This window comes from Streptomyces sp. NPDC042364, assembly GCF_056437585.1.
This window is the reverse complement of the sequence record NZ_JBWKAJ010000003.1, coordinates 414,979-426,768: the sequence shown is the minus strand read 5'-3', so window position 1 is coordinate 426,768 and position 11,790 is coordinate 414,979. Positions and strand designations below refer to the sequence as shown.

Genomic DNA, 11,790 nt, shown 5'->3' with positions numbered 1-11,790 from the left:
CCGAGCTGAACGGCTGCCCCGAATCATCGACCGCTTGTGACGTTCCGTGAGTGCACGGGGTGTCGGCGTGGGGGGACAGTGCGATCGTCCCTCACTCTTCTGGGGCAGAGAAACAGGGCAAAGTGCTGATAAGTCGGAAAATCTGGACGCGGTGTCCCAAGACTCGCGTTCGGAGGTCCCCGTGCAGTGTCCGCACCCCTGGAAGGGGCCTGTCCGGCAGGGACTCCTCGACGGCCGGGTGCCCACACTGCGCAGTACGGCGGCCATGCTGACCTCACTGACCGCCCTTGCCGCGACCTCCCTGATCACGGCCCCTTCGGTCGCCGTCCCCCTGTCCGAGGCGTGCGCTCTGCGCAGGACCCAGGCGCATCACTCGGAGGGGCTCGACACCTGGAACGCCGGCTATCCGCGCCCCACTCGCGACCTCGACGCCGTACTGGTGTTCCTCTCTTTTCCGGATTCCGTCCCCATCACCACGCCGTCCCAGCTGACCGCCGATCACTTTCCGGCCACCAGTCAGTTCTTCGAACGTGCGTCCTACGGAAAGTTCACCCTCCGCCCGCATCCGCGCCGTGAGTGGCTGGAGATGCCGCGGTCCTCCACGTCGTACGCCATACGGCGTGACTGGAACGCGCCGCACCGGGCCGCCTATCTGCGGGACGCCCTCGCGGCCGCCGACCCGCACGTCGACTTCTCCCGCTACGACATCGTGTACTTCATCGCCGACCCGGACGCGCCCGGCGTCGACTCGGACGCGACGAAGGTGGTGAACCTGGAGGCTCCGCTGAGGGTCGACGGGACGGCTCTGCGTCGCGTCGTCACGGTGTTCGAGAGGCATCCGCCGGACCGCCTCGTCCTCGCCCATGAGACGGGCCATGTCTTCGATCTGCCCGACCTCTACCACCGCCCCGCCGACGGCAAGGGCGACTGGGACACCCATGTCGGCGACTGGGACCTCATGGGCAGCCAGTTCGCCCTCGCCCCGGACTTCTTCGCCTGGCACAAGTGGAAACTGGGATGGCTCGAACAGCACCAGGTGGCGTGTGTGCGGGGTGCCGGCGCCACACGTCTGACGCTGGAGGCCGTGGCGGCGGGTCCTCGGCACACGCCGGACGGCGTCGTGCGGGCCCGGGAAGCCGGCGGCGGAGAGGATGCCGACGGCGGCGGGTGGGGGCTCGCCGCGGACGGCGGCGCGTCATCCACTGGTGGCGGGGTCTCCGGGGGCGCCGTGTCGGCCGGTTCGGCGAGCGGGTTCGGCGCCGGCCGGGGTACGAAGCTGGCGGTCGTCCGCACGGGGCCCCACAGCGCCCTCGGCATCGAGGTGCGGGGAGCGGTCGGCAACGACTCCTCCGTCTGCACGGAGGGCGTCCTCGTCTACCGCGTCCGCAGCGGCGCCGAGTCCGGCGGCGGCCCCATCGAGGTCCTCGACACCCACCCGCTCACCGGGGCCTGCTGGGACGACTCGGTCTACCCGCCCCTCGCGGACGCGCCGATGCGGGTGGGCGAGAGCTTCACGGTGCCCGGAGAGGGCGTCCGCGTCGAGGTGGAGGGCCGTACGCCGTCCGGGTCCTGGACGGTGAAGATCACGGCGACGGGGGCGTAGGCGGGGGTGAAGGCGGAAGGCGGGCGCAACGAAGAAGCCCCTCGCTGTCGCGAGGGGCTTCTTCGTGTCGTGCGCCGCCAGGGACTCGAACCCCGGACCCGCTGATTAAGAGTCAGCTGCTCTAACCAACTGAGCTAGCGGCGCCTGCTGACGTCGTAGACCTTAGCACCCTGATCGGCGGGAGGAAAAATCGATATCCGTACCCTCGCGGAGGCGCTGGCCCGGGCCGCCCGCACGGCCGCCCAGAGCAGAACCTCGGGTCCCGGAAGCCACGGCCGCCGCGTGTCGGGAGCGACGACCCAGCGGGACCCGGGCCGGGCGACGGGGAGGGTGCGGCCCTCGCGGTCGCGGCCGCCGCCGGGGCGGTCGCGGTCATCGGTGCCGCCCCGGGCGCCGTCGCCATCGCCTCGGTCGCGGGGGGTGTCCGGGGCGTGCAGGGCCGGGACGGTGACCGTGTCACCGCTGCCGTGGCAGAGGAGCGGCGGGACGGCGCTCGTGCGGCCGGGGGAGTTCCACTCCTCCCATTCCAGGAGGGTGGGCAGCCGGTGGGCGGTGCCGGGGGAGGCGAAGAGCAGCATCCGTCCGCGGTACACGGCCACCGGACCGGATCCCGGCCCCTCGGCCCACAACCGGCCCAGCATCCGCCTCCCGAACATCGCCGGCGCGCTGACCACGTCGAACGCCGTCCCGCACGGCAGTACCGGCGGCGCGATCGGCCGCTCCTCCCGCCAGGCCGCCGAGGTACGTCGCGGATACGTTCCTGCCGAGGCCAGCCACTCGGCCCCCTCCGCCGTCACCCCCGTGGCGTCGACCCGATCCCGTGGAAACCTGCCCGCATCAGATCCAGCGCTCATGCTTCAGGTCTACCGTCCGTCATCGCCTGGTTCCCCAGGGTTGCGGGAATGCGGTACGGACACGAGGCAAGTGGGGTATCTTGCCCGCCCGGCATATGCCAGGACGGGGTTCGGGCTGGAAGAGGTGTCGCGCCGGTCCGGGAAGGCGGGGTTCAGCGGCTCAGAGAGTGTCCGGTCCGCTCGCGTCCCGGCCTCGCAGCAGATCCCCGCCGAAGTCGACCATCTTCTTCGCGTAGTCCTCGGTCCACTCCGCCCGTTCGGCGATGTCCGCCGCGGTCAGGCGGTCGAACCGCCGGGGGTCGGCCAGCTGGGCCGCCGCGATCGCCTGGAACTCCACGGCCCGGTCGGCGGCCGCCCGGAACGCCTGCGCCAGCTCCGTCGCCCGCGACAGCAACGCCCGCGGATCGTCGATCGACTCGAGGTCGAAGAAGTGCTCGGGGTCTCCGGCCGCCTCCGCCGGCTCGAAGAGCAGGGGCGCGGGGCGTAGCCGCGGTTCGTGCCGACGCGGCGTGGGCTCCGCCATGTCTTCTCCTCCTCGTACGACGGTGCGGTGGGCCCGTCCTCGGGGGTGTCCCATGGAGAGCCACCGTCCATTGTCGCGTGACCGCGCAAGTGGGCATCGCGTTGATTCGGAACGGACCACGCGCCCCCGACGCGAAGGGTGCTCACGCTCTGGTCCCCGGGCCGGGTGCCTCGCTGCTCCAGGAAACCCGCTCATATTTACGCGAAAAAACTTTCGCGTAAGTGTTGACGTATTTTCATCGTGGAGGAGACGCTGGATGTGCCCCGCTTCCGCCCTCTCCCGGAAGGTGTGACGGTCATGAACTGCCCCCACGTGCCCTCCCCGCCCACTTCTGACGCCGCTACCGCACCGCGTCGTTCGCGCCTGCGAGCCCCCGTGGCCGCGGTGCTGGCCGACCGCCTCGACGACTCGCCTGTCGTGGATCTCGCCGTGCGGCTTGCCGCCGCCCGCGGCGCGCCGCTGCTGCTGATCGCCGTGATGCCGCAGCCGCAGCCGCCGCTGCGGGCCGTGGCGCCCCGCCCGGACGGCGTAGCGGTCCGAGCCGTGCTGGGACGGGCGATGCCGCGCGTGGTCCGCGCGGGGATCGCCCACCAGTCGGCCGTCTACCACCGCCCCGCCGGCCGGAGCGGACGGCTGGGTGCGGCGAAGGGCCTGCTGGACGTGGCTGTCGCCCACGGCTGCTCGCTGCTGGTGGCCTCACGCAGCGGGCCGCCGGGGCTCGACGCGGGCGCGGTGATGGAGGCGGCCGCCATCCGCGGCGGTCCGTTCATCCACGCGGCCCCATCAGCGTGCTGGACGCCGCTGGTCGCTCCCTCACCCGCAGCCTGATGGAGCTGCCGGGGCGAGGGGGCGCCGTGACGGGCCCTGCCGTCGGGGAGGGCTCCTCCGCGTCTTGCGGCCGGTCCAGGGGGTCGACCGCGATCGCGTCGGCGCTCGGTGGGGACGGGGCTCACTCGGCGAGGGAGCCGGCGAAGATCTGCCAGGCCAGGAGTGACTTCGCCACGAGGCTGAGAACCAGGTAGGTCTTCTCGCCGTACGCGTAGTCGGACCACCGGCCGACCCCTCGGTACTGGAGCCACTGGTTGAGGCCGAAGCTGAAGAAGAGGGCGGCCTGCACGAGGACGATCCCGTACACGAAGCCGGGTACGGTGTCGGCCGCGACGGTGTTGTACGCGATCGAGAACCACGGGGTCACACCGACCAGCGTCCCGAACCAGAACGGGAGCATCGTGGTCACCGCCCGCCCGGGCGGGTTCATGACCTCCTCGACCCAGCCGAAGAGAATCATCCCGACATTGGCGCCGACGACGGCGATGACGGCGTTGAGGCCGGTGATGCCCGCGTAGAAGCCGATGAGGAGCACCATCAGAGTCGCGCTCAGCGCGTATTCCAGCCATCGGAAGCGGTTGATGCCCTGCCTGAGGTCGCGTTCGTAGACGTCGCGGCAGACCGTCGCCGTCAGCAGGTGGTCCAAGGCCGCGAGAGCGAGGAAGACGGCGACGGCCCAGCCGATCGGCACGTCGAACAGTGCTTCGGGGGCTGGTGCCTTCGTTCCCGGCGGCCCCTCGGGGACGGAGGAGGTGACGGTGATCGAGAAGCTTCCCGCGAGGAGGACGATCGCCACGGCCTGGACCAGGTGCAGCAGCGTGAGCCCCAGGTTCCACGAGCGGAGTCCGGCGAGGCGTTCGGCGGTGACGCCGGTGGCCACCGGCGTGCCGTGCTCTCTTCTCATGGCTGTCCCCGGGGCCGGTGTCGCGTACGTCGGCATGGTCGTACCGGTGGGGGCGGGAAGCGCGGCATCACGCCGCCGCCCGGCCGGAAATCCCCCGAGTGGAGCCCGGGAATCCGTCGCCCCTCGGCGGGCGGCCGGGGGCCGCCGTCATGCGCCACGCACTGCCGCGGGCCGCTGGGGTGGTTACGAGGTGGCGATCCCGGCGTCGTCGGCGGGGGTGTCCTCGCGGTGCAGGAAGGTGGCCAGCAGGTCGCCGACGGGATGGCCGGCCTCGGCGGGGTGGCGCAGCGCCACGGTGGGGTCGATGGTGTAGCGGTTGCGGCGGCCGACGCGGGTGCGGGTCAGGTATCCGGCCGCTTCGAGGTCGGCGACGATCAGCTGCACGGCGCGTTCGGTGATGCCGATCCGGTCGGCGACATCGCGTCCCCGGGCCTCCGGATCCTGCGCGAGCGCGATCAGGACGCGGGCGTGATTGGTCAGGAACGTCCACTGGTCGCCGCGCGGGGCAGAAGGCCGACTCATGGCCCTCATCATACGAATCAGGCCGGCCTCCGTCAGTAACTTTTCGCGAAACGCAATTGCCGAAAATAATTTCGCGTAAATGTTGACGTAGGTGGGGTGGCGTGTGACGCTGGAGGCGCCACCACCCCCTCCTCTTCGGCTGACAGGGAGCCGAGGTGTCCCCCGGTAGCGGATCCCGGACGCCCTCCAGTCGTTTCCTCTCGCACCCTCCTGTCCTGAGCCAGAGAAAGCCGACCTGCCATGAATGATCTGTCGTTCAGCGTCCCGCTGTGGGTGTGGGCCGCGGTCACGCTCGTCATCGCCGGCATGCTCGCCGTCGACCTGATCGCCCACCGGGACAACCATGTGATCGGCTTCAGGGAAGCCGCCGTCTGGTCCGGGATCTGGATCGCGATCGGCCTTGCCTTCGGCCTGGTTCTGCTCGTGTGGCAGGGCGGGGAGGTCTCCTCCACCTACTACGCCGGCTATCTGATCGAAAAGGCGCTGTCCATCGACAACGTCTTCGTGTTCGCGCTGGTCTTCTCCTTCTTCGCCGTCCCCGACGTCTACCAGCACAAGGTCCTGTTCTGGGGCGTCATCAGCGCCCTGGTCCTCCGGCTGGTGTTCATCTTCGTCGGCGCCGAGCTGCTGCAGCTGTTCTTCTGGACCGCCTACCTCTTCGGCGCGTTCCTGATCTGGACCGGCTACAAGATGGCCGTCTCCAAGGACGAGCAGATCCACCCCGACCGCAACGTCGTGGTCCGCCTGGTCAAGAAGATCGTCCCCACCGACGCCCGCTATCACGGCGGCCGCTTCTTCACGAGGATCGACGGACGCCGGGTGGCCACCCTGCTGTTCGTGGCGCTGGTCGCCATCGAGGCAACCGACCTGATCTTCGCCGTGGACTCCGTCGCCGCGATCCTCGCCATCACCACCAACACCTTCCTGGTGTGGACCGCCAACGCCTTCGCCGTCCTCGGCCTCAGAAGCCTGTACTTCTGCCTCGCCGGACTACTGCGCCGCTTCGCCTACCTCCACTACGGCCTCGCGGTCCTGCTCGCCTTCGCCGGCGTGAAGCTCATCCTGTCCGAGACCCCCGTCGGCAAGCTGCCCATCCCCCTCACCCTCGGTGTCATCGTCGTCACCATCACCGTGTCCATCGGCTGGTCGCTGATCGCCACCCGAGGCCGGAGCGAGGACGCCGACGGCGACACCACGACCGGGACCGACCACCCCGCGAGCGCCGGCTCCGCGCCCGTCGCCGACGTCACCGGCCCACACCACCGGGAAGGACCGTCATGATCACCCGGCCGGCGGCCGGCACCACACGCCGGTCCACCCACCCCGCACAGGCGTCGTGCCGGGCGCCCGGCGGGAGCGGGCCGGCGAGGCGGTCCCGCCCACACCGCCGGGTGGGTCACGGACTCCACGGCACCCGGTGCTCGCCCAGCCGCGCCAGCACCGCGTGGTTGGCCTCCCAGCCGTCCGGGAACTTGACCGTGACCCCCAGCTGCACCGGCTCGGTGGACGGGTGGTCGTCGAGGAGGTCGGTCACGCCCGCCCGGCAGACCACGATGCAGGCGTGCCGGTGGCGGGAGGCGAGGACGCACAGGCGTCCGGTTTCCAGGTGGAAGGCCGTCGCGTCCGGGCGGCCGGAGAGCGGATGCAGGACGACCGTCACGTCGTACTCCCTGCCCTGGAGCCGGTTCGCGGTGTCGACCACCACATCGGACACTCCCAGCTCGGCCAGCGCGGAGCGCACCGCGGCGGCCTGGTCGCGGTGGGCCGTGCCCACGGCGATCCGGTCCGCGGTCAGCGGCACCGGCTCCTCGGCCCGCTCGGACGTCGCCGCCCCGCCCCGGTCGAGCAGCCGCCGTACGACCAGCGCCACCGCCCGTACCGCCTCCGGGTCGGTCCGGGGCGTGTGGCGGGCCGGCAGCTCCAGCAGACCCCACCCCGACTCGGCGGCCTCGTCGATGACCCGGTCCGGGCCGGAACCGTCGGACGGCACCGCGAACGCCAGCCTCCGGTCCCCGTGGCCCGTACCGCTGCGGAACGGGGTGAACGGATAGAACGCGTCGGAGACGAGCGGCGCGGCCGACGCCGGGAGCCGCCACGACACCGGCAGCCGGTGCTGGGGCAGCTCGGGATTGTGCGCCAGCAGCGTCGTCACCGCCGAGGCCGACGGGTCGTACGACAGGCCCGCCCACTGCTCGCCGCCCACGATCGAGAACGGGTCCAGTTGCCCGGGGTCGCCGACGAAGAGCGCCCGCTCGAACAGCCCCGCCACGGCCAGCAGCGCGTCCGACCGCATCTGGTACGCCTCGTCGACGATCGCGTGCCGCCACGGCTCCACGCCCTTGACATGGGCCCACTTGGCGGCCGTGGAGATCACGACGTCGAGGCCCGCCAGCTCGGCCGCCTTCGTCGACTTCTTCACGTTCGGCAGGGCGTCCAGCGCCTTGTCGTACGGGTCGGAGTCACTGCTGTGCAGTCGGCCCACCGGCAGCTCGGGGTCCTTCTCCGCGAGCCGGACGACCAGGTCGTCCACCTGCGCGTTCGTCTGCGCGATGATCATCAGCGGGCGCCCGGCGGAGGCGAGTTCCAGCGCGGCACGGACGACGAGCGTGGACTTCCCGGCGCCGGGCGGTGAGTCGACCACGACCCCGCGGTGCGTGCCGTGCAGGGTGTCGCGCAGGATCGCCTCGGTGGCCCGGCCCGCCGCGGCCCCGGGGTCGAGCACTGCCTCGGCGCTGGTCACAGGACGTCCTCCTCGGTCACCGGGTCCGGCAGCGGTACGGCGTCGGGCTCGCCCGGCGGCCCGCCGTGCGTCCACGGGGTGTCCTCCGGCTCGGGCAGCTTCGCGCCGCCCCGCTGGTCGTGCTCGAAGAGCGTGAAGCAGACCCGGTCGCCCTTCTCGGGGACCGATCCGACCTCCGGCTCCTTGCCCCGCCCCATCTTGTCCATGATCCGCAGCACCAGGAGCACGCCCCGGGCGTCCTCCGCGTCCTCCTCGGACGCCACGAACTCGGCGGTCTGCGGCTTCCCGCCCAGCGAGCGGTACACCTTCGCGCGCTCCCCGAGATGCGGCCGGTCCCGCGTCCGTACGGTCACCAGCGGCCGGGGGCTGGGCCGCCTGCCCTCGCTGTACGCCATCACGACATCCGTGACCTCGCCGGCGAACGCCTCACCGGACAGCCGCCGCCCGGCCATGACCAGCGGGTCGTCGAGGGCCTCCTGGGCGTCGAGCCGGGCCTGTTCCCGCTCGCGCGCGGCCAGTTTGTTCGCGGCGGTGACCGCGTCGTCGATGCGGGGCTGCGGAGGCTCCCCGGCGACGACCCGGTCCCGGTGGCCGGTGAAGGACCAGCGGTCGCGGGTCCACCGGTCGGCCGCGTGGGCACCCTCCGGCAGGGCACGCAGCAGGTCGAGGCCGTGCCAGACGGCGTCCCAGGTGGGCCGGGTGCGGCTCTCGACGAGGGCGCGGATCTCACGCTCGGCGGCGGCCAGTGCGCCCAGCCGTTCGTCCGCCTCCAGCCCGTCCTCGGCGGCGGCCAGCGCCAGCCGCGCCCGGTCGTACCGCTCGATGGCCGGGGCCAGCAGCCTGTTGTCGAACGCCGGGTCCGTGGCGGGACCGGCGGGCGGGCACAGCAACTGGCCCTCGGAGTCCCGGGCCAGCTCGGCCCGCCGCGCCGCCGCCTCGCCCGACTCGCCCTCCGGCGGGTCGATCCAGGCGAGCAGCGACGCGAGGTGCTGGTCCTCGACGCCGGACTGCCCGGTCGCCCAGTGCCGCGACAGCAGATCGGTCAGGGCGAGCAGCAGCGACGAGCCGGGCACCCGGGCCCGCTCCCCGAAATGGGTGAGCCACCGCCCGAGCAACGGCACCCGCGGCGGGGCCGGGTAGGGCGCCTCCGGGTCCTGCTCGGCGGTGCGCCGGAACCGCATGGAGCGCCCGAGGAGCCGTACGAAGTCGATGCCGGTGCGGCTCGGCACGATCAGCTGCGGGGCGTCCGCGCACAGCTCGACCTCGACCTTGACCCGCTTGCCGGTCTCCGGGTCGGTCTCGCTGCGCTCGGCCGCCTCCACGACGTCGGCGTACGCGTCCACGTACGGCAGCACGACGTCGGCCAGCTCGGCCAGGAACGCGAACCGCAGGTCGCGGTCGCGGGGCTGGGGGACGACCAGCAGCCGGGGCGCGTCCCGGTCGGTGCCGACGAGCGCCCCGAGCGGGGCCCCGGCCTCACCGGCGGTGGTCAGCGGCACGAACACGAGCGGGCGCGCGGACAGATGCCGGTGCAGGACGGTGGCGGCCGGCTGGGCGCGGCCCGTGCTGATGGCTTCGAGCCGGGCGAGGGTGGCGATCAGCGACACGCGGCCCCCTCGGTGACCGGGCCGGCCGCACCGGCCGCCGCCAGGGCCTCCGCGCGCAGCTCCGCCGCCCGGCGCAGCGCCGCCACCGTCGGGTCGTCGGGGTCGCCCGCCGTGCCGTGGGCCGCCGCCAGGACGTCCTCGACCGTGGTGAGCCCGCCCAACTCGGCCCGTGCGGCGCGCCCGAGGGGCGTCACCGCGCCCTCGGCGCGGGAGCGGGCCCGGCAGTGGAAGGCCAGCTCGCAGGCGGCGAGGCACTCGGGGGCGTAGGTCGCGGAGAGGGACTCGACGGCGGCCGTCAGCTCGTCACGGGGGAGACCAGGGGCGAAGCAGGTGCCCTCGGGGAGGGACCCCGCGATCTCCTCGATCCGGGTGAGCCGGTCCAACTGGCGCCGGGTGACCGCGCGTTGCTTGCGGACGTCCACGGCGGCGGCCGTCGGGAGGTTGGTGAAGTCCTTGGGGCACACCAGCAGCACCCGGTGGTGGACGTGGGGCGCGGGGTCGAGCCGGGCGGCCACCTCCTCCAGCGCCAGGACGTAGACGGCGGACTGGCGGGCGGCCGCGCCCACCTTCGCCGGGTCCGCCGAACCGTCCAGCATGGGGAAGGACTTGATCTCGACGACCGTCCAGCCGCCGTCCGGGTGCACCACCACCGCGTCCGGTTCCAGGAAGGTGGGGGAGCCCGCGACGTCCAGGGCGAGCATGGGGTGGTCGAGCAGCGCCCAACCGCCCGCGCCGGTGGCCTCCTTCAGGGCCAGGGCCGTACGGGCGGCGCGGCCCTCGGGGCCGACGGCGGCGAGGTCGGGGACGGAAGCCGTGGCCGGTGGCTCGGCGCCCGGGTCCAGCTTCCCGTGGACGAGTCTCAGCAGTTCCGCGCCGCCGTCCGCCTTCACCCGGGCCTCGAAGGCGTTGCCCCGCATGAAGGCGAACTGGGACTGGCCGAAGGCGGAGGGCGAACCGAGCGCGTCCGCCAGCACCGCCTTGTTCACCCCGGCGCCGTCCAGCAGCGCACGGCGCTCGCAGCCCGGGTTGGCCGCGAGCGCGGCGAGGGCGCGCGCGTCCAGCGCCTTCGGTGGGACCTCGGGTCCGCGCAGCTCAGCGAGCTGCCGCCGGAGCGCCGTCCCCTGCTTGCGAGGGGGCGGCACCCGGCTCGGGGTCGGTGATCCGCTGCCGTGGAATTCGCTCACCCGGCGAAGTCTGGCATCCGGGACTGACAATCGGGGACGCGGCGCCGTGAGAGGCCACCGTGACGGAGGTGACGGCCTCGTCCGCCCGCGCCTGCCGGAGCGGCCACCCGCCCCGGCCCGGGGTGCCCGCGTCGGCCCGGCCGCCGGGCATCGCCGTCATCCCGAGCGCGGCCCGGCACCGGTCGGCGGTCCGCAGCACCAGCGGCGTCAGCAGCAGACCCACGCCCATCACGGCGGCACCCGCCGCCGCGTCGAGGAAGTAGTGGTTCGCGGTGCCCATCACCACGATCGTGGTGATCAGGGGGTACGCGACGGCCGCGGCCCTGACCAGGCGCGAGCCGCCGCCGAAGCGCCAGAGGATCACCCCGCACCACAGCGCCCAGCCGACGTGCAGGCTCGGCATCGCCGCGTACTGGTTGGTCATGCCGCCCAGGCCCCGGGGGGCGCTGGCCTCGCCGCCCCACCAGCCCCACGAGCTGTAGTGGGCCATGGTGTCGACGAAGCCGTGCGCCGGGTCGAGCAGCCGGGGCGGGCAGGTCGGAAGCAGGGTGAAGCCGATCAGCCCGATGAACGTGGAGGTCATCAGCCAGGTGCGGGCCGCGCGGTAGCGCACGGCGTGGGACCGGAAGAGCCACACCAGGAGCAGGGGCGTGACCAGGTAGTGCAGGGACGCGTACCAGAAGTCGGCGGGTATGCCTATCCAGGGTTCCCGCGTGAACAGGCGGTTCAGCGGATGCTCGGCGTTGAGGCTCAGTGCCTTCTCGAAGCGCAGGATCGCCAGGCCGTGCTCCACGGCGCTCGACGTGTCACCGCGGGCGAGCAGCCGGCCCCCCGAGTACGCCCCGTACACCAGCAGGATCAGCGGCAGCTCGGTCCACCAGCGGAGCCGCGTGCGCGTGCCGGGCACTGCCTCGGTAACCGGTGCGTCGGCCCTCTCGGTGACCGGTGCCTCGGCCGCCTCGGTCTGCGGCATCCGACCGCCCTCCCCCATCTGCGTCCACCATGTTCATCTGTGAGTCGTGCGC

11 protein-coding genes and 1 tRNA gene are annotated in these 11,790 nt (G+C 72.7%); 3 read left to right on the top strand and 9 right to left on the bottom strand.

All coding sequences use genetic code 11. The annotated features are described in order from the left end of the window. Positions 1-181 precede the first annotated feature (181 nt). Positions 182-1,603 carry a M6 family metalloprotease domain-containing protein gene (locus AC067N_RS08370; protein ID WP_478678102.1) on the top strand — a complete coding sequence of 474 codons (1,422 nt, stop codon included), beginning with the start codon at positions 182-184 and terminating at the stop codon, positions 1,601-1,603. A gap of 70 nt (positions 1,604-1,673) precedes the next feature. Here the strand turns inward: AC067N_RS08370 and AC067N_RS08365 are convergent. From AC067N_RS08365 to AC067N_RS08355, 3 genes are all read right to left on the bottom strand, one after another. Beyond that, positions 1,674-1,747, bottom strand: a tRNA-Lys gene (locus AC067N_RS08365). Then, positions 1,738-2,457, bottom strand: coding sequence for a hypothetical protein (locus AC067N_RS08360; RefSeq protein WP_478678101.1), 720 nt, complete (start codon positions 2,455-2,457; stop codon positions 1,738-1,740). The genes AC067N_RS08365 and AC067N_RS08360 overlap by 10 nt, the downstream gene beginning before the upstream one ends. A 160-nt stretch (positions 2,458-2,617) precedes the next feature. After that, entirely contained in the window at positions 2,618-2,980 is a 363-nt protein-coding gene (locus AC067N_RS08355; protein WP_478678100.1) for a hypothetical protein, read from the bottom strand. A gap of 297 nt (positions 2,981-3,277) precedes the next feature. Here AC067N_RS08355 and AC067N_RS08350 point away from each other — a divergent pair, with 297 nt between their 5' ends. Then, complete coding sequence (locus AC067N_RS08350) at positions 3,278-3,808, top strand: universal stress protein (RefSeq protein ID WP_478678099.1); 531 nt, start codon at positions 3,278-3,280, stop codon at positions 3,806-3,808. A gap of 121 nt (positions 3,809-3,929) precedes the next feature. On the opposite strand, the gene heR is transcribed toward AC067N_RS08350, so the two are convergent. Further along, positions 3,930-4,712 carry a heliorhodopsin HeR gene (heR, locus tag AC067N_RS08345; RefSeq protein WP_478678098.1) on the bottom strand — a complete coding sequence of 261 codons (783 nt, stop codon included), beginning with the start codon at positions 4,710-4,712 and terminating at the stop codon, positions 3,930-3,932. A 183-nt stretch (positions 4,713-4,895) separates the two neighbouring features. Continuing rightward, positions 4,896-5,234, bottom strand: coding sequence for a helix-turn-helix transcriptional regulator (locus AC067N_RS08340; RefSeq protein ID WP_478678097.1), 339 nt, complete (start codon positions 5,232-5,234; stop codon positions 4,896-4,898). A gap of 240 nt (positions 5,235-5,474) precedes the next feature. On the opposite strand from AC067N_RS08340, the gene AC067N_RS08335 reads away from it, so the two are divergent. Then, positions 5,475-6,515, top strand: a complete 1,041-nt coding sequence (locus AC067N_RS08335; protein ID WP_478678096.1) for a TerC family protein — start codon at positions 5,475-5,477, stop codon at positions 6,513-6,515. A 115-nt stretch (positions 6,516-6,630) separates the two neighbouring features. Here the strand turns inward: AC067N_RS08335 and AC067N_RS08330 are convergent, their stop codons facing one another. The 4 genes from AC067N_RS08330 to AC067N_RS08315 are packed head-to-tail and all read right to left on the bottom strand — an operon-like array spanning position 6,631 to position 11,738. Beyond that, complete coding sequence (locus tag AC067N_RS08330) at positions 6,631-7,974, bottom strand: AAA family ATPase (protein WP_478678095.1); 1,344 nt, start codon at positions 7,972-7,974, stop codon at positions 6,631-6,633. Next, positions 7,971-9,581, bottom strand: a complete 1,611-nt coding sequence (locus AC067N_RS08325; protein ID WP_478678094.1) for a hypothetical protein — start codon at positions 9,579-9,581, stop codon at positions 7,971-7,973. The genes AC067N_RS08330 and AC067N_RS08325 overlap by 4 nt, the downstream gene beginning before the upstream one ends. Further along, complete coding sequence (locus AC067N_RS08320; RefSeq protein ID WP_478678301.1) at positions 9,572-10,723, bottom strand: hypothetical protein; 1,152 nt, start codon at positions 10,721-10,723, stop codon at positions 9,572-9,574. Before AC067N_RS08320 ends, AC067N_RS08325 begins: the two co-directional genes overlap by 10 nt. Then, a complete protein-coding gene (locus tag AC067N_RS08315; RefSeq protein ID WP_478678093.1) occupies positions 10,674-11,738 on the bottom strand; it encodes a phosphatase PAP2 family protein in 1,065 nt (354 codons plus the stop codon). Before AC067N_RS08315 ends, AC067N_RS08320 begins: the two co-directional genes overlap by 50 nt. Positions 11,739-11,790 lie beyond the last annotated feature (52 nt).